Annotated in this window: 22 protein-coding genes; 6 read left to right on the forward strand and 16 right to left on the reverse strand. The window is 48.7% G+C overall.

What is annotated here, in order from left to right; all coding sequences use genetic code 11:
* Positions 1 to 13: 13 nt before the first annotated feature.
* From C7B82_RS08195 to C7B82_RS08215, 5 genes are all read right to left on the reverse strand, one after another.
* Positions 14 to 760 (reverse strand): SDR family oxidoreductase, encoded by a 747-nt coding sequence (locus C7B82_RS08195; protein ID WP_106255808.1) that lies wholly within the window; start codon positions 758 to 760, stop codon positions 14 to 16.
* A 76-nt stretch (positions 761 to 836) separates the two neighbouring features.
* Positions 837 to 1,238 (reverse strand): nuclear transport factor 2 family protein, encoded by a 402-nt coding sequence (locus tag C7B82_RS08200; protein WP_106255809.1) that lies wholly within the window; start codon positions 1,236 to 1,238, stop codon positions 837 to 839.
* Between the two features lie 135 nt (positions 1,239 to 1,373).
* Complete coding sequence (locus C7B82_RS08205; RefSeq protein ID WP_106255810.1) at positions 1,374 to 1,808, reverse strand: hypothetical protein; 435 nt, start codon at positions 1,806 to 1,808, stop codon at positions 1,374 to 1,376.
* A gap of 12 nt (positions 1,809 to 1,820) precedes the next feature.
* Positions 1,821 to 2,408 carry an antibiotic biosynthesis monooxygenase gene (locus C7B82_RS08210; protein ID WP_106255811.1) on the reverse strand — a complete coding sequence of 196 codons (588 nt, stop codon included), beginning with the start codon at positions 2,406 to 2,408 and terminating at the stop codon, positions 1,821 to 1,823.
* A 15-nt stretch (positions 2,409 to 2,423) separates the two neighbouring features.
* Complete coding sequence (locus C7B82_RS08215) at positions 2,424 to 2,660, reverse strand: CDGSH iron-sulfur domain-containing protein (RefSeq protein WP_106255812.1); 237 nt, start codon at positions 2,658 to 2,660, stop codon at positions 2,424 to 2,426.
* Positions 2,661 to 2,771: 111 nt separating this feature from the next.
* Here C7B82_RS08215 and C7B82_RS08220 point away from each other — a divergent pair, with 111 nt between their 5' ends.
* Entirely contained in the window at positions 2,772 to 3,113 is a 342-nt protein-coding gene (locus C7B82_RS08220; protein ID WP_106255813.1) for a winged helix-turn-helix transcriptional regulator, read from the forward strand.
* Between the two features lie 70 nt (positions 3,114 to 3,183).
* Here the strand turns inward: C7B82_RS08220 and C7B82_RS33095 are convergent, their stop codons facing one another.
* From C7B82_RS33095 to C7B82_RS08240, 5 genes are all read right to left on the reverse strand, one after another.
* The gene (locus tag C7B82_RS33095) at positions 3,184 to 3,348 is read right to left on the reverse strand and encodes a hypothetical protein (RefSeq protein WP_219904154.1); all 165 of its coding nucleotides are present in this window, start codon (positions 3,346 to 3,348) and stop codon (positions 3,184 to 3,186) included.
* Positions 3,321 to 3,893: an antibiotic biosynthesis monooxygenase gene (locus tag C7B82_RS08225; RefSeq protein ID WP_106255814.1), complete on the reverse strand. Its 573-nt coding sequence runs from the start codon at positions 3,891 to 3,893 to the stop codon at positions 3,321 to 3,323. Before C7B82_RS08225 ends, C7B82_RS33095 begins: the two co-directional genes overlap by 28 nt.
* Positions 3,894 to 3,907: 14 nt before the next feature.
* Positions 3,908 to 4,825 (reverse strand): SMP-30/gluconolactonase/LRE family protein, encoded by a 918-nt coding sequence (locus tag C7B82_RS08230; RefSeq protein WP_106255815.1) that lies wholly within the window; start codon positions 4,823 to 4,825, stop codon positions 3,908 to 3,910.
* Between the two features lie 88 nt (positions 4,826 to 4,913).
* The gene (locus C7B82_RS08235; protein WP_106255816.1) at positions 4,914 to 5,675 is read right to left on the reverse strand and encodes an SDR family oxidoreductase; all 762 of its coding nucleotides are present in this window, start codon (positions 5,673 to 5,675) and stop codon (positions 4,914 to 4,916) included.
* Between the two features lie 45 nt (positions 5,676 to 5,720).
* The gene (locus tag C7B82_RS08240; protein ID WP_106255817.1) at positions 5,721 to 6,449 is read right to left on the reverse strand and encodes an alpha/beta fold hydrolase; all 729 of its coding nucleotides are present in this window, start codon (positions 6,447 to 6,449) and stop codon (positions 5,721 to 5,723) included.
* A 117-nt stretch (positions 6,450 to 6,566) separates the two neighbouring features.
* On the opposite strand from C7B82_RS08240, the gene C7B82_RS35065 reads away from it, so the two are divergent.
* Positions 6,567 to 7,295 carry a winged helix-turn-helix transcriptional regulator gene (locus C7B82_RS35065; RefSeq protein WP_181357403.1) on the forward strand — a complete coding sequence of 243 codons (729 nt, stop codon included), beginning with the start codon at positions 6,567 to 6,569 and terminating at the stop codon, positions 7,293 to 7,295.
* A gap of 217 nt (positions 7,296 to 7,512) precedes the next feature.
* Here the strand turns inward: C7B82_RS35065 and C7B82_RS08250 are convergent, their stop codons facing one another.
* From C7B82_RS08250 to C7B82_RS08265, 4 genes are all read right to left on the reverse strand, one after another.
* Entirely contained in the window at positions 7,513 to 8,379 is an 867-nt protein-coding gene (locus C7B82_RS08250) for an SDR family oxidoreductase (RefSeq protein ID WP_106255818.1), read from the reverse strand.
* Positions 8,380 to 8,409: 30 nt separating this feature from the next.
* Positions 8,410 to 9,291, reverse strand: a complete 882-nt coding sequence (locus C7B82_RS08255) for an NmrA/HSCARG family protein (RefSeq protein WP_106255819.1) — start codon at positions 9,289 to 9,291, stop codon at positions 8,410 to 8,412.
* Positions 9,292 to 9,652: 361 nt separating this feature from the next.
* Positions 9,653 to 10,018: a GFA family protein gene (locus tag C7B82_RS08260; RefSeq protein WP_219904156.1), complete on the reverse strand. Its 366-nt coding sequence runs from the start codon at positions 10,016 to 10,018 to the stop codon at positions 9,653 to 9,655.
* Between the two features lie 181 nt (positions 10,019 to 10,199).
* On the reverse strand, positions 10,200 to 11,132 hold the full coding sequence (locus tag C7B82_RS08265) for an AraC family transcriptional regulator (protein ID WP_106255821.1): 933 nt from the start codon (positions 11,130 to 11,132) through the stop codon (positions 10,200 to 10,202).
* 166 nt (positions 11,133 to 11,298) lie between these two features.
* Between C7B82_RS08265 and C7B82_RS08270 the strand changes: the two genes are divergently transcribed.
* Both C7B82_RS08270 and C7B82_RS08275 read left to right on the forward strand, forming a co-directional pair.
* On the forward strand, positions 11,299 to 12,033 hold the full coding sequence (locus C7B82_RS08270) for an SDR family oxidoreductase (RefSeq protein WP_106255822.1): 735 nt from the start codon (positions 11,299 to 11,301) through the stop codon (positions 12,031 to 12,033).
* A gap of 47 nt (positions 12,034 to 12,080) precedes the next feature.
* Positions 12,081 to 13,166, forward strand: a complete 1,086-nt coding sequence (locus tag C7B82_RS08275) for an NAD(P)-dependent alcohol dehydrogenase (protein ID WP_106255823.1) — start codon at positions 12,081 to 12,083, stop codon at positions 13,164 to 13,166.
* A gap of 243 nt (positions 13,167 to 13,409) precedes the next feature.
* On the opposite strand, the gene C7B82_RS31410 is transcribed toward C7B82_RS08275, so the two are convergent.
* Positions 13,410 to 13,616 (reverse strand): hypothetical protein, encoded by a 207-nt coding sequence (locus C7B82_RS31410; RefSeq protein WP_146141097.1) that lies wholly within the window; start codon positions 13,614 to 13,616, stop codon positions 13,410 to 13,412.
* Between the two features lie 285 nt (positions 13,617 to 13,901).
* Between C7B82_RS31410 and C7B82_RS08285 the strand changes: the two genes are divergently transcribed.
* Together C7B82_RS08285 and C7B82_RS08290 are read left to right on the forward strand one after the other, a co-directional pair.
* A complete protein-coding gene (locus C7B82_RS08285; protein ID WP_106255825.1) occupies positions 13,902 to 14,294 on the forward strand; it encodes a hypothetical protein in 393 nt (130 codons plus the stop codon).
* On the forward strand, positions 14,276 to 14,662 hold the full coding sequence (locus C7B82_RS08290; RefSeq protein ID WP_245939794.1) for a hypothetical protein: 387 nt from the start codon (positions 14,276 to 14,278) through the stop codon (positions 14,660 to 14,662). The genes C7B82_RS08285 and C7B82_RS08290 overlap by 19 nt, the downstream gene beginning before the upstream one ends.
* Before the next feature lie 218 nt (positions 14,663 to 14,880).
* Here the strand turns inward: C7B82_RS08290 and C7B82_RS08295 are convergent, their stop codons facing one another.
* A complete protein-coding gene (locus tag C7B82_RS08295; protein WP_146141098.1) occupies positions 14,881 to 15,069 on the reverse strand; it encodes a hypothetical protein in 189 nt (62 codons plus the stop codon).
* Positions 15,070 to 15,162: the final 93 nt, after the last annotated feature.

Consider the following 15,162-nt stretch of genomic DNA (forward strand, 5'->3'; position numbering starts at 1 on the left):
CCTATACTGCTGACTATTGAGTTGAACTGGGTAACATGGTCGCCACTGCTTTTTCAAGCGCTTTTGGATCACTGAGCAATTGCGCTGCCATTTGTTTTGCCTGCTCACCAGGGTAAACTTCCTCAGCGCTATCAATCACAGCTTTTAGAGCATCGCTAACGACTTCTTCCGGCGACACTTTTGGGTCAGGATAGGATTTACCCATGCCGATATCAATGGTTGCAGGCAAGACCGCAATGACCAATGTTCCTTGCGCTGCCAACTCTGCTCGTACTCCTTGGGTGAGGGATAGCGTTGCGGCTTTGGATGCACTGTAGCTGCCATTGAAGGGAAGATTGACTCGCGCCACCATCGATACCATATTGACAATTGCGCCACCGCCATTATGCTTCAATACGGGTGCAAAAGCACGACACATCATCAAGGTTCCAAAGTAGTTAACGTCTATCTCCATACGGGCTTGAGACAAATTAGGCGCAGCGATCAAGCCCTGATTGAAGCCAACTCCGGCATTGTTGATCAGCAAGGTCACGTCTGGACATTGTGCGGCTGCCTGATTGACAGAATGTTCATCTGTAATATCGAGGGGAATGGGAATAACGATATCGGGATGGTCTGCTACTAGCGCTTCCAATGCCTTGGGGTTGCGGGCACCCGCATAAATTTTGGCAGCCCCTTGCGATCGCAACGCGTCAACATAGTATTGTCCTAACCCTCCATTTGCCCCAGTGACCAGAGCAATTGAATTTGCAATGTCCATGATTTCTCCTAAATAATCAAATGCCTGCAAATGCTGCCATCATACCGTCGGCACAATAAATGTTACGCGCTTGCTCTCAAGAGATGGGTTTGGATAAATCTTGATCTGTTTTTACGCTACGGTAAGTAAACTTCCATCCAGCACTTGTTTTCTTCAACTTTTCATGGATTCTTGCAGAGCCAAGAAAACCACCCGTACTCGCATTGATGATGTAGAGATAGGCAATAATTTCGGCGCGATCACCATTCACATGAACAATAGGATTGTGAACATAATGGCGCGTTCCACCATTGGCAGATGTTTGTGCATAAAACCCGTTAAACCAGGATTTGTAGGACTCCAGGCTATCCGCAGAACCAAAGGGTGTTTCAATGAGCACCTCATCGCTCCAGGTCTGAATGTTCTGCTCCAGGTCCCCAGAATCAAATGTTTGCTCTGCAATGTAAAGCGTTGTCAGAATATCAATCCGTTCGTCCATTGGTTAATCTCCCGTACTTCTAATTAAATCAAAAGCCCACAAAATGCTACCATTCACTTGAATGGTTTGTCCGCTCGCCCATCGTACATCCTTGAGAAGATAACAATGTAATCACATTTGCGATATCGTGCAAGATCAATTGAGTGAAGGGGGCACAAGTTTCGGTGCAAGTTCCGGATCGGGCAGCATGGGTAAAGGCTCTTCAGAAGTTGGCATATCTAGATTCTGCGTGTAAATCACTTGATAGAGTTGGGGTTCTGCCTGAACAACAAGTCCTTGGAGACGCTTTAAATGGTCGGCAAACTCAGGGCTATTTCGCATCGCGACATAATCGTCTACTGATGCAAAATTAGCGTAGTTGGCGGCTCGTGTGCGATCGAGACTAATGTGCAGATTAGCTGTATAACTGCCTGAAAATTGACCTTTCAATCTCTTATACTCGGCAACTTGAGTAGAAACAAACAGCTCAGTTTTTTCAGGATCGAGTGTAAATATATTGATGAGAACAATCCCATCGCCGACTCGGATAGGATTGACCGGGAATCCATTTTCTAATTGCAGATTATCCATGAATCTATTCCTTTAATTTGGGTTTGAGTTAGATGATTTATGGGCTGAACGCTTTGCCTCAGGAGGATAAAGCCAAGGCTTAAACAATCGCGTTACCTGAGGCATGATGACCCAAGTCATCAACGGCATCATGATGGCAATGCTTACAAGTGTTGTTAACCAAGCAGGGAGTCCATTTGTGATGGGTTTCAACAGAATCGGCATCAGAGAAATGACTGGATAGATACCGATCGCGCTGACTATAGCGGTTTTCCATTTAGGGGGTGGGAGTGCATTTGGCACTTCAGGTAGCTCGAACCATGCTTCTAACCCATTGACCCGCAAAACCTTTGGAGCACCGATGGTGAGTGCATCTGCCCTAGCAATCCAGCCCTGACAAATGGGAGATTCTTCCCACTCTTGCAAATGAACAAGGGTGTCGAAGCGCAGAATCAGTTGCCATTCACCACGCTTCGTTGTGGGATAGAGAACTTCACCTCCCGCATAGCCCGGAAAAGTACTGGCAGCCAGAATGACACCTCGCACAGCTTCTTCAAATGCAGCTTCATATCCCGGCTTGACGTGCCGGGCGATCGCCACAACTCCTGCAGGAGACTGCATAATTGTCTCCTGAACCTAAAGATTCTTATGAGTACCATCGCAGAAAGGAGCATTACCAGTCGCTTTACACAAACACATGGCGACTTGCCTTTGCTCATCGACTTGAAAGGTCACGGGTTTAAAGTCAGTTCCTTTGTGTGAACCATTACAGAACGGTTGATTGTCAGAGAGTCCACAGCTACACCAGTGATAAGTTCCGCTCTCTAAGGTTATTACGGTCGGTTTTCTGTCAAAGACTTTAGCTTCAGACATTGAGTATGCTCGTAATAAATTTGAACAATACCTAAGATATATTTCTACTGTCTTTCTGGGAAGTACTTACTTTTTAGTAAGTATTCCTGGATTCGCTAGGGAGTGATTGTCATGAAATCGGAACAACCTGATGGCACACCATTCGTGCAAGCTACGTTGAAAGTCTTGGGTGGCAAATGGAAGCTCTTAATCCTGTGGCATCTGAAGGATAAGGCAAAAAGATACAGCGAATTGAAGCGGTTAATTCCTGAAATTACTGAAAAAATGATGATCCAGCAACTGCGCGAACTAGAAAGTGATGGCATTGTTAGTCGCAACACGCTTGCTGAGATGCCTCCAAAAGTTGAGTATGCTTTCACAGACTATGGCAGAACAATCATACCTATCTTAAAACCGCTGTGCGATTGGGGCCAGGAACACCTTAAACGGATGGACACGGATGAAGTAGATTGATTTTGTGGAAGTTGCCTTGATTTTCCTCATTGCTCAAAGTGTGGCTATGATAGCTCAAGCAATACTAGCTTTAGAAGTCAAGTGAGTCGGCATAACGGTTCTGGTCAGCGGCGGCAAGTAACTTTCGCCACACCGCCAAAATTTTGATACCGTCCGCTGCACCACAGTTGTTGGGCTGCTGCAACCATAGAGCGCTCCTGCTACTATCTAACCCTTCGATTTTGGGTACAGCCATCTAGCAAATAACTTAGTCATGCGTGGCATGACGACGTAGGTTGTGAGAGACAGCATCACAGAAGTGACAATCAACCCACGCAGCAAGGTCGGAAGTGGCTTGAGCAACGGTTGTAGAACTAGATTTAGTAGATTAATCAGCGGGAAAATCGCTAAAAAAGTGACGACCAACATTTTATAGCGTGGCGGGGGAACGATCGCGCCCTGAGAAGACAGAGTAAACCAGGTTTCTAAACCCGTCAGTGTTTGAAATTGGTTAGAACCACTCGTAAACCGCTTTGTTCGCTCTAGTAACCGCCGCCGAATCGCAGAGTCTTCCCAATGATGCAAGTTACTCAGGTGGTCAAATTTGAAGACGATGCGGTACTCTGGGTTGCTATGGTTGGCAGGGCGAAAAATGTTGACTCCCAAATGTCCCTCAAACCCTTTAGCAGCTTTCACGAGATCGCTCAGAACTTGCTCAAATTCAGCTTCGCAACCTGGCTTTACCTGTTGCAAAACATCTACAGTTACGGGTGGGTCATCGGGTTGGTTCAACGGATTCATAAACAAAAGTCCAGCTAGATGAGTGGTAATCCCTTAGCGCCAATATCAAGACGTACAACTTTGGCAGGTTCAACCCCGGTTGGCAACGATAGAGACATTCCACCATTCGTAATCACGTAGATACTGGTGCGATCGTGTTCTGCGCGACCAAACGCTAAAGCTGTACTCCCTGCCATTCCTTGTTCTGCTTGGGCGATCGTAGTTACTTTACGATCGCGTGTAATCTTAACGACGCTGTTATAGATGTGAGTCGTGCCGTATAAGTTACCGCTGACATCAAAGGCAAAGTCATCCATGTTGACTCGATCGATAAATATTGTGGGTTCGCCAGGTTGAGCATCTGAGACAATAGGAATCTGAACAATATGCTGCTTTTCAGTATTCGAGGCATAAAGCACATCGTTGAAAATCTTTAAGCCATTGACTGCGGGGCGTTCTTTGTCGATAGAGGTTCGAGCAAGGAGCGGGTTTTCTAACCAAATGTGAATCCTAGCTTGTGCTGCGTCTAGCTCCCAAATTGCACCTCGGTAGGAATCTGCAATGAGATAGCGAGATTCAATGAGATGCGTCAATCCATTGAGAAAAGATGCCTCTGGTATTGTAAGCAAGGTTTCTACGACACCTTGAGCCGAGACTTTAAAGATTGTAGACACACCTTGCTCATTCCAGCCGGTCAATAACAATTCATAGTCAGGTAGAAATGCTAAACCTGTCGCTTTGCCTGAAATCACCGCATGAATGCTTGGAATCTGATCTTGACCGATGCGAATGATTTGACCTTCAAAATGATTGGTGATGAACAACGTATTATCGGGCGCGATCGCAATACTCTCCAGAAAAGTGTTGGCTGGAAATTCAGCGATCGCCTGACTTGGAACCAACTCAACCGGAGTGTTAGCAAAAATATCAGGCAAGCCGACTAGAGTAGACATTGCGATCGCTCCTTTACAAGTTGAACTCAAGATGTTTGGCACGAATTTTATCGTGATAGAACAGAATCCGATGCGCTTGGTTTTTAACTTATGCGTTCGTCCCTGCCAGTTCCATTCCTGGTAGAAAACTTGCCATATATTTCTCTACCCCTTTTGGATCAACCAGCAGTTGTGCCGAAACCTGGGTCGCCTGCTCACCCGGATAAACGTCTTCCTCATTCGCCATCAGCGCTTGAAGCGTCGCTCTCACAACTTCAGCCGGGGCGACTTTAGGATCAGGCCACGCCTTAGCCAATTCGGTGTCCACAGTTCCCGGCATGACTGCCATCACCAGCGTATTCTGGGCGGCAAGCTCAGCGCGCACGCTTTGAGTCATAGAAATAGCAGCAGCTTTTGAAGCACTATAAGAGCCGCTGAACGGCAGGTTTACTTTACCAAGGAGGGAGAGAATGTTGACGATCGCGCCACCCCCCTGCTGTTTCAGAATCGGTGCGAAGGCTCGACACATAGATGCCATGCCAAAGTAGTTCACCTCTAGTTCGGCTCTGGCACTTTCTAGATCGGGTGCAGAAATAATGCCCTGATTTAAAGAAGTCCCAGCGTTATTGATGAGCAAGGTGACATCAGAACATTGACCTGCCGCTGCTGCGACCGATTGGGGATTCGTGACGTCAAGTTCGATCGGGATAATTCGCTGCCGATCGAGGGCAACGAGACTGTTCAATTTCTCGATACTGCGGGCACAAACATAAATCTTCGCGACTTTTAACTGAAGGAGTTGTTCAACAAAATGAGAACCGATGCCACCATTTGCACCCGTGACGAGTGCGACTGCATTGCTAACTTCCATGATTGCTCTCCGTAATTTGTCGATCGTTAATTCTGTGAAATAAGTTTACTCTACTGATTCAGTCAGATGAGCGACAAGCTGATCGGGCACTGAAAAGAATGGACAGTGCGATGAAGATAGCTGAAACCGCTTTTGAACACCAGCTCGGCTCAACATCAAGGTCTGAAGTTGATGGCTGACGGTTCGATCTTCCAGTGTTTCGATATAAAACCGGGGCACTGTGCCATATCGGGCTGCTGTCAAGGCAATAGGAGTCGCGAGTGGCGGTACTGGCTCAGGGCGATGCTTCTGTAAGATTAGCTCCTGATATTGAGGCGGGCAATCTGCACCGAAGACTTTCACCACTCCTTCAGGCGCGACCCATGCAGGTGAATAACTCTCTGGGTGTTCCTGCCGCCAGTAAGTTCCCACCAGACTCTCCTGATCTTCCGATGAGAGTTGGTATAAATTCTCTCCATTCTGAGGCAGATAAGCACAGAGGTAAACCAGCGACCTAATTTGAGCGGGAATTGCTTCAGCAACCGCTGAGATCACCATGCCAGCCATGCTGTGACCCACCAGAATAATGTTGTGGCGATCGCCAATCACGTTCAGCACCGCATCCCGATAGCCATCCAAAGACGCATTTTCGGCTGGGGTTGGATCGTCACCGTGAGCAGGCAGATCGAGCGTTAGAACAGTGCTCTCTAATGTTTCAAGCCTGGGGACAACTTCAACCCAGCAAAATTTGCCCATCCAAGACCCGTGAACTAGCACATAAGTGTGATTTGCCATTTGATTCTCCTCGTACAACCTGCACACTATATCTGTAGGATGAGCTTCTGGTTTTGCGATTCCAGACATCACCCAACAGCGAAAGAAGAGTACCACAGTCGTCCCTGTAGTTACCAAATGAATACTAATGAAGGAAGAAATATTAAATACGGTTGTCCAGTTGAGGTGACATTAAGGCGAATCGGCGGCAAGTGGAAAAGTGTGATTCTGTGGTGGCTCCGACATAACCCAAAAAGCTTTGGAGAACTAAAGTCTCTCATTCCTGGAATTTCGTCCAAAGTTTTGACGCAGCAACTACGTGAGTTAGAAGCAGATGGCTTAGTTCACCGAGAAGCCTATCGTGAGGTTCCTCGACGGGTGGAGTACTCTACAACTTCCTTCGGCGAGACACTTACCCCCCTTTTAGAGTTAATGTGCGAATGGGGAAAAAATCAAATGCCGGGATTTCGGTTTGGCTTCCTAGATCTGGCAGGTTTGCGCGTGCTTGTCGTCAGTCTTGACCTAGGAGAACCTTTGCGAATAGAACTGGAGCCTTGCGGTGTGCAAGTTGCGATCGCGACTACTTCAATACAGGCACTCTCTACGTTCGACGAAATACTGCCTCAAGCTTTGATTATTGATACAGGACTACCAGACAACCAAGCCTATGCGCTAATTCGTCAAATCAAGGATCTTGAGTCAGCCCAAGGTCAGCAAATTTCAACGATCGCTCTGACTGCTTCTGCAAGTTCTGGCGATCGTCGGCAAGCGCTTCGCTCTGGCTTCCAAGTTTGTCTGAGCAAACCTGTAGAAATCGCAGAATTGGCTGCTTCTCTGGCAAGTTTAGCTGGATTTCTGAACGAGTAGGGTGTTCTACCTAAGTGAGAGAACTAACTTGACCTTAAACATTTACAGGTAGTCTTGCAGTACAGTCACAGCAGATAACTCAAAGCCGCCCAACGACCGCGCTCAGGGGCTGCCATCAACCTTGAACTCAGCGCCAGCGGCGTTCGTCAGTCCCCTGCAGCGCGATTGTTAGGCTGCGTCAGGTTATTATCGGTGACTGGATTCTCACCCTCCGCAGTCAGGCAATCGATTTTTGACTCGCCAACTCCTGGATGTATTGTCGCAGTGTGCGGGGTTCCTGTCCAAGAATGGCTCGCAGCACAAGCGCATTACCGCCGGGAAAACCCTGTTGATCGTAGTTAGCGTAAATTTTTCTCATGCCCTCGCGGGTAGGTCCATCTGGGATATGTGTAGCCTGTGCCCACTCATCAAAGGTCGGTTCACCCGCTTCAATAGGGTGCCCGATCGCCTCGCTCATCATTGCTACCAGTTCTAGACGGTTGACCATGCCAGGGGCGCATAGCTCGAACGTACCGTAGCCGAGCTTATCTTCCGTTAACGCCAGTGCTGCTACTTCTGCTACATCACGGTAGTCTACATAGGATGCCTTCATCTGTTTGGAGTAAGGCAGGGAAAAGCGACCTTGCTTCAGCACGGCACTCCAGCTATTGTCGAGATTTTGCATAAACATAGTCGGCTGTAGCACGGTGAACTCCATACCTGACTCATACAGCGCCTCCTCAGCTGGCTGTTTAGCGGCGTGATTACTCAGATTAGAGATCAATGGATGAATCACACTAGAGAAGACAAACTTCCGCACACCCGATGCTTTAGCAGCCTCAACCATCGCCACACCCAGTTCCGCCTCATTGGGTGCGAAGGCAGGATTGATGTGGAACACACCTTCGACTCCATCAGTGGCGGCACGAAGACTATCTGAATCGGTTAAGTCTCCGAGCGCTGTCTCATCCGCGCCCTGCTGTCGCGCTGTGTCTACTTTATCTTTGTCTCGCACCAGTGCTCGAACCACAGCACCGCGCTGCTTTAATGCAGGAACGACGTGGTTAGCGTATTTGCCCGTTGCTCCCACCATCAATACTTTCATCGTTAGCTCCAGTTCTATATCCCTTTTGACTCAGCCCCCAGACGCACTTTTGGCTGGTGTTGCCCAGTTGTGGTCGCGCAAATAGGATGCAAAATCCGTCGGCTCAGGAAAATCGCGTTTCAATTGCGCCAGGTCTGCGGCGTAGCCCACGTGCTCAAACCATCGGTACATGAGGGTCATTTCCTCTCCGGCTTGCTGCTCAAACGCTGCAAACGGAATTTGTTGGTATTCAACAGGTTTGCCCAAAACGCGGCTGAATGAAGCAGCAACTTCTGGCATGGTCATGTCTACACTGGCGACTTCGATTTCACGGTTCAAGTAATCAGCACGATGATCGAATACCTCAGCAACCATTTCTCCGTAATCTTCTTCAGAAAGTTGCTGCAATTTTGTGTCTGGACTGAGCGGTTGGGAAAGTGTTCCCGCTTCAATCATCGGACGCATTGAGTCGTAATTGTAAAAGAAGAAAACCGGACGCAAAATTGTGTAGGGCAAACCGCTGGCTCGGATATGTTCTTCGACTTGAAACTTGCTGTCGAAATGGGGAATGCCCGTGTTGCGTTCGGCGCTACCCACCGAGCTGTAGACAAAATGCTGAATGCCCGCTGCTTTTGCTGCATCTGCAACAGCCTTACCCTGACGGATTTCGGCTTCCAATCCATCTTGAAAAGTTTGCACTGAAAAAACACCGGAGACACTCTGCATAGCGCGATCAAGTGACCCACGATCGTTGAGATCTCCTTCAATGAGTTCTGCGCCCGCTTGCTTGAGTGACTTGGCAGCAGGCTTATCTTGGTCACGCACAAAAGCACGAACTGTGAAATTGCCGCGCTGCAAAAGGTGACGTGCGATCGCCCCACCCTGGTTGCCGGTCGCGCCAGTCACCAGAATTACTTTACTTAGGTCTTCCATTTTATCTGATTAACCTTTGATAGCGCGTCAAGAGTACACCTAAACCTTGGCACTAAAGTAAAGTTGTACCCTCTACCATCCGATAGGTTCAAAGGTCAAATCTGCGGGCTTTCAATCAGCAATTCACTATGTGCAGCAGCATGACGTTCCGGTTGAGCGTGTGCTAGTATCTTTCGCCACACCATCGACTAATTTAGTCGGTTCGCTCCAACCGGATTCTTATGCCGCAATCGCCACATTGATCGAGCTTAATTTTGCGGAGACTCCTTCACTTGCTGTTGAAGTTATTGGATTTCCTCGATTGATCGATTCGTTCCACGAGCAATCGCCGATAGCAGGGTGAAGCGAGGCGAGCAACTAGCTACCAGAGGTTCTTGCCGTCGATCACCTCGACGGACGCTGCGGCTGCATCGAAGTTATCGAACAGACGCGCATTGACACCGATTCGGCGGGTGCTTTTGTCCCAACTTCCGTCCGGTTCAAAAGCTGGGCTATCGGAGAACGTGGCACACCCGCACTGAGAGCAAAAGTGATGCGCCACAAGTTTCGTATTCCAGCGATAAGTCGCATCGTCAGTTAATGGGGTTGTCACTTGAAACTGACTAGGCTGGTAGTACGCCCACAGCACGCCGCGCTTGGAACATAAGGAACAAGTGCACCGAGTCAGTTTCGCCGGAATATCGCCCTCAATGCGAAAGGCAGTCTTCCCACAGTGGCAGCTTCCCATGATCGTCATGTATTCTCTCCTCTCTTTGCGAATTTACAAATGTGTATGAGCTGCATAACGATCCCAATCACCCGCCGCAGATAACCTCAAACTCCTAGCCAATCACCTCTCGGCGGTCGGTGTGCATTGGGCTTGTTAGGCGGCGATCGCATTTGGTGTAGCTTCAACCTACAGGCTATGTTCAGGCTGTCCGTAAATGCTCAATGTCCCGGATCGGCGGCGCACCAAACATCCGAGAATACTCGCGGCTGAACTGTGACGCGCTCTCATACCCCACCTGATAGGCGGACTGGGACGCATCGGAGTTTTCAGCAAGCATCAGGCGACGCGCTTCCAGTAATTTTAATTGCTTTTGATATTGCAGCGGACTCATAGATGTCACAGCTTTGAAGTGGTGATGAAATGAGGAGGCAGACATCTTCGCTTGCTCTGCTAGATCCTCAATCCGCAGCGGTTGGGCAAAATCAGCCTTGAGCCGTTTTATCACCTCTGCAATCCGTTGCATATTGCTACCAGATGTGGCAATTTGGCGAACTGCTTCGCCTTGCTCACTCGTTAAAAGGCGATAGTAGATTTCGCGCACAATCAGCGGTGCCAGGATCGGAATATCCTCTGGTGTATCTAAAAGTTTCGCCAGTCTGAGAGCACAATCGAGTAATAGTGTATCAATAGTGCTGACAAATAAGCCTCTAACGGCGTTCTCTGGCTGACGCTTCATCGCGTTGGTTTGGGTAATCAGGTCGCAGAGTTGAATGGAATCTAAAGTTAGCTTAAATCCTAGATAAGGCTGGTCGGGAGTCGCCTCTGTAATAAATGCGCTTAATGGCAAATCAACGGAAACAACCAGGTATTGCGCCGCACCATACCGATAGATCTCCTCACCTAGCAACGCTTCCTTTTTTCCTTGAACCAGAATCGCAAAGATCGGGTCACAAACACCGCGTAGTACCGTGGAAACCGAAGATTCCCGCTGAAATTCCAACTGATCGATCGCGGTTTGATGAAACCCATCCCCCTTGCCATCTGTGTGACGAGTGATGAGTGCCGCCAATTCTTGGCACTGCTTCGCGATCTCATCTTGATGAATGACGGGATTGATGATTTCAGTTGCCATGTAATTCTATCGACCCATTGAATCCTGCTCCATTCAGCATTATAGAACACTCGCAAAATTCCAACTTGGAGGATTAGGCAATCATTGGCGAGGTCTGTGTATTTGGCTTTCTTGCTTTTACTTCTACTGTGAATATATACAGACCAATCAACCAGGAAAAATAACGATGTTGAACGTTGCCGAAAAAGTTATCGTCATTACTGGAGCCAGTAGTGGCATTGGAGAAGCAACCGCTCGATTGCTGGCTGAAAATGGCGCAAAAGTTTTTCTGGGGGCGCGACGGACGGAGAAACTAGAAAAACTGGTCGAGGAGATTTACGCATCAGGTGGTACAGCAGAATTTAAGGCGGTGGATGTCACGCATCGCGAGGAGATGAAAGCGTTCATTCATTTTGCTAAAGACACATTTGGTCGCATTGATGTGATTTTTAATAATGCAGGCGTAATGCCTCTGTCGCGGATAGATGCCCTGAAAGTCGAGGAGTGGGACAACATGATCAATGTAAATATCCACGGCGTATTGAATGGCATTGCTGCGGGACTGCCGATCATGGAAGCGCAAGGCGGTGGACAATTTATCAATACTGCGTCGGTCGCCGCCCATATGGTCGGGCCAACCAGCGCTATCTATTCCGCCACAAAATACGCAGTTTGGGCGATATCTGATGGGCTGCGTCAGGAATCCAAACATATCCGCGTTACCCTCATCTCTCCTGGCGTAGTCGAAACAGAACTTGGCTCTGATATTACAGATGATGCCAGCAAAGGGTTCTTACAAGAACTTCGCAAGACTGCACTCACAACCGATGCGATCGCCAGCGCCGTCTTATACGCTGTGTCTCAACCTGAAGGTGTGGATGTCAGTGAAATCATTGTTCGCCCGACCGCCAGCGCATTCTAAAGCATTACCCATTCATCGCTCTCAGTTCACCAACAGGAAAACAGCAAATGTCAGGAACGATTCAGAACATAGCGGTCGGTCTCTCTTACGGACTGGCGGCTCTCAACCAAGGTGATCGCCTCGTTCCCTGGACATTCGAGCGTAGGACATTGCGACCAACCGACATCACCGTAAAAATTCAGTTCTGCGGCATCTGCCATAGTGATCTACACGCTATTCGAGGGTCAAGCCGCTTTCCGCTCGTACCAGGGCATGAGATAGTGGGCGAGGTGACGGCGATTGGCACGGATGTCACAACGTTCCGAATCGGTGATGCGGTGGCGGTAGGCACGATCGTCGATTCCTGCGGTCATTGCTCATCATGCCAACGTCAGTTGGAACAATATTGCCTGGAAGGGGTGACAACGACCTATGATGGCATCGACAGGCAGGATGGCAGCATCACGCGCGGCGGCTACTCCAATGAGTATGTTGTCGATGCCCAGTTTGCTTACCACATCCCCGTCGGTCTCGATCCGGCAAGCGTTGCACCGTTGCTTTGCGCGGGAGTCACCACCTGGTCGCCTCTGCGCCATTGGGACGTAGGTGGCAAGACGGTTGGGATTGTCGGATTAGGCGGTCTAGGTCACATGGCAGTGAAATTCGCGCACGCGCTGGGGGCTTATGTTGTGCTGTTCAGTACCTCTCCAGCTAAGCTTGCCGATGCAAAAGCGCTGGGAGCAGATGAGGCGATCCTATCAACCGACGAGGCGCAAATGGCAAATCAAGCCTCTCGCTTCGATTTCATCCTCGATACCGTTTCATCCCGTCATCCCCTCAACTCCTATCTGCGATCGCTCAAACTCGACGGTACGCTCTGCTGTCTTGGCATTCCCGCAAATCTGGATTTCAGTCCTGTTTTCCTAACGATGGGACGGCGACGGTTGACCAGTTCGGGAGTCGGTGGGACATTGGAAACGCAGGCGATGCTGGACTTCTGTAGCCAGCACCATATCTCTGCTGATGTCGAAATTATCTCGGCTACGGATGTCGAGGATGGGTTTGAACGGCTTGATCGGGGAGAGGTACGCTATCGTCTGGTAATTGACATGTCTACGCTCGATGTGCCAGTCGGGACTATCGCCCTATCTTGATTGTCACGAGATTAGGGCAAGTGGTTCTCTACCTTGCTTGCAACGGGCAGCAGAATTGCACTTAAATAGGTGAGATGTCTCCACCAAAAGACAGAGCAGCCTAACGGCACAAGTCAGCGGTTGCAGATGAATTTGAGTGCCCCAACGATCGCCCAACAATCCGCTGCACTGCCGTGTTAGCTGGAGCACGCACAGATAACGTCTCAATAACGCAACCTCTAACACCGACCGATCGCCCCCCAACTACGCCTCACCCACAACCTCCTGAGCGTTTTTGGACTTGCCGATCGCCCCCCTCACCACTGCCCTCACCGATAACCTTCTGGGCGCTTTCGCCAGCACAAACAAGACCCAATCCACTGCCTCAACAACCAATATTCTGGGCGTTTTCGGACAAACAGGCAACCCTGAAAAACCAGTGCAAAGACTGACTGCGGAGCCAGCTAACAAGTCGTTATACGGCTCAATACTTGCTGTTTCTTGGAATCATGCAGACATGCCGATTTCAAAATAAGTCTTTGCTCAAGTTTCTTTTGTCAAGAGGAAAGGATATTGATCAATTTAAATAGAGAGGGTTGGGGCATCGCCCAAGCGTGTAGATTTGTTTCAGAGATCGGATCTCAATATCTCTCTTAGAATTTTTGGGTGATCCCCTTTCCAAAAGAAAGCTGAAATCACTCTCATCGCTTATGTTAGGCTAAATGATGGCTTTCCTCTTGAATGTCCCTGAATTCCATGACAGTTTCTCAATCAACGAGACCATCTAGCAGCCCTATTACGGTGACATTGAAACGCCTTGTCGCTCTCTTAGAAGAGGATGAGGTGGATGAGTATGGAGTTTTACAACCGAGTCAAGCTGCATTTAAGTTGGCAATGCAATTTGTTGTAGAGGCTTATGATGCAATGGGCGATCGCTTCCCAAAAGCATCCGCTTCAACGGATGAGCAAGGCAGCATTCGACTGACATGGAGTAAGTTAGAGCCAGAATGCGAAGTCCGGTTGATTTGTCCTGCTCGTGCTGACCAGCAAGCCTACTTGTACCACGAACTAGGCAACGATTATGCGGTAGAACGAGAAGTGACAGTCTCTATCCTCTTGCAGTGGTTGGAATGGCTGAACCAAACATGAGACAGTTTGATCCTCTACCAGATAATGCCATTGTCTATCGAACACTGCTACGGAAACAATGGATTGATGAGGATACAGGAAGAGTGAAGGCAGATGCCTATTTTCTAAGAGTCAACGAGCACGGGCTTTCAGTTAACCTGGCAAGTGCATGTTCTCCGCAGCAGTGTGCAGAATTGTTTCGTAAGTGCTACGGGGTTGCTAGTCTTAAAGTTAAGGGTGTGCGCGAGGTTGGTTTGGATGTAGAACAGGATTCTGTGAATCATGCCAATGTTGTAGGTTTGCCGTGTCGAGAAGATGACCTAGCCGAGGCGGAACGATTGGCAGGCTTGCTTGCAAGGCAATCTCAAATTGTGTGGAAACCAGGGTAATGTGAATGAATTGCTTGAGTCGCACAATTTTTCTACGGCAGTGTTATTTGCAGTCGCGCCAGCAGCACAACAAATCGTTGCAACGGAATTTTGTGAGCGGATTTACAGATTTCGGTTCAGTCTCGAAAGTTGTCGCCGCTCACAAAATCCGCTGAACTCAATCGTTAGCTGGTTTCATTTCTGGGTTGGATATCCATTCCTTTAACGATCGCCGCTTACTAAGTGCTGGGGAAGATCGCCTGCTCCGGGACTTGCTTGATCTGCAACCACAGCACAATGCCAACAATGATTTCAATAGGAATGTTGAGCAGAGCGATCATGCCCACAGCCGCGTTAGTTTGTTCACCCACAAGCGGTGAGGCAAACAACACAAAATCCCACAGCCAGTGAAAGATCATCAGCGGCACGATGTTGTTGAGTTTAATACCGTTTTAATATGAAGCTGCGCCAAATAGGGCTTCGAGAATGAAATTGTAGGCGGTCAACGACGCAATCGTTTC

It is taken from the genome of Stenomitos frigidus ULC18, assembly GCF_003003795.1.
GTDB lineage: Bacteria > Cyanobacteriota > Cyanobacteriia > Leptolyngbyales > Leptolyngbyaceae > Stenomitos > Stenomitos frigidus_A.

Bases quoted from the DNA above. Each gene is read 5' to 3' on its own strand.
- C7B82_RS08195 (WP_106255808.1), bottom strand. From the start codon at position 760: ATGGACATTGCAAATTCAATTGCTCTGGTCACTGGGGCAAATGGAGGG.
- C7B82_RS08200 (WP_106255809.1), bottom strand. From the start codon at position 1,238: ATGGACGAACGGATTGATATTCTGACAACGCTTTACATTGCAGAGCAA.
- C7B82_RS08205 (WP_106255810.1), bottom strand. From the start codon at position 1,808: ATGGATAATCTGCAATTAGAAAATGGATTCCCGGTCAATCCTATCCGA.
- C7B82_RS08210 (WP_106255811.1), bottom strand. From the start codon at position 2,408: ATGCAGTCTCCTGCAGGAGTTGTGGCGATCGCCCGGCACGTCAAGCCG.
- C7B82_RS08215 (WP_106255812.1), bottom strand. From the start codon at position 2,660: ATGTCTGAAGCTAAAGTCTTTGACAGAAAACCGACCGTAATAACCTTA.
- C7B82_RS08220 (WP_106255813.1), top strand. From the start codon at position 2,772: ATGAAATCGGAACAACCTGATGGCACACCATTCGTGCAAGCTACGTTG.
- C7B82_RS33095 (WP_219904154.1), bottom strand. From the start codon at position 3,348: ATGGCTGTACCCAAAATCGAAGGGTTAGATAGTAGCAGGAGCGCTCTA.
- C7B82_RS08225 (WP_106255814.1), bottom strand. From the start codon at position 3,893: ATGAATCCGTTGAACCAACCCGATGACCCACCCGTAACTGTAGATGTT.
- C7B82_RS08230 (WP_106255815.1), bottom strand. From the start codon at position 4,825: ATGTCTACTCTAGTCGGCTTGCCTGATATTTTTGCTAACACTCCGGTT.
- C7B82_RS08235 (WP_106255816.1), bottom strand. From the start codon at position 5,675: ATGGAAGTTAGCAATGCAGTCGCACTCGTCACGGGTGCAAATGGTGGC.
- C7B82_RS08240 (WP_106255817.1), bottom strand. From the start codon at position 6,449: ATGGCAAATCACACTTATGTGCTAGTTCACGGGTCTTGGATGGGCAAA.
- C7B82_RS35065 (WP_181357403.1), top strand. From the start codon at position 6,567: ATGAATACTAATGAAGGAAGAAATATTAAATACGGTTGTCCAGTTGAG.
- C7B82_RS08250 (WP_106255818.1), bottom strand. From the start codon at position 8,379: ATGAAAGTATTGATGGTGGGAGCAACGGGCAAATACGCTAACCACGTC.
- C7B82_RS08255 (WP_106255819.1), bottom strand. From the start codon at position 9,291: ATGGAAGACCTAAGTAAAGTAATTCTGGTGACTGGCGCGACCGGCAAC.
- C7B82_RS08260 (WP_219904156.1), bottom strand. From the start codon at position 10,018: ATGGGAAGCTGCCACTGTGGGAAGACTGCCTTTCGCATTGAGGGCGAT.
- C7B82_RS08265 (WP_106255821.1), bottom strand. From the start codon at position 11,132: ATGGCAACTGAAATCATCAATCCCGTCATTCATCAAGATGAGATCGCG.
- C7B82_RS08270 (WP_106255822.1), top strand. From the start codon at position 11,299: ATGTTGAACGTTGCCGAAAAAGTTATCGTCATTACTGGAGCCAGTAGT.
- C7B82_RS08275 (WP_106255823.1), top strand. From the start codon at position 12,081: ATGTCAGGAACGATTCAGAACATAGCGGTCGGTCTCTCTTACGGACTG.
- C7B82_RS08285 (WP_106255825.1), top strand. From the start codon at position 13,902: ATGACAGTTTCTCAATCAACGAGACCATCTAGCAGCCCTATTACGGTG.
- C7B82_RS08290 (WP_245939794.1), top strand. From the start codon at position 14,276: ATGGCTGAACCAAACATGAGACAGTTTGATCCTCTACCAGATAATGCC.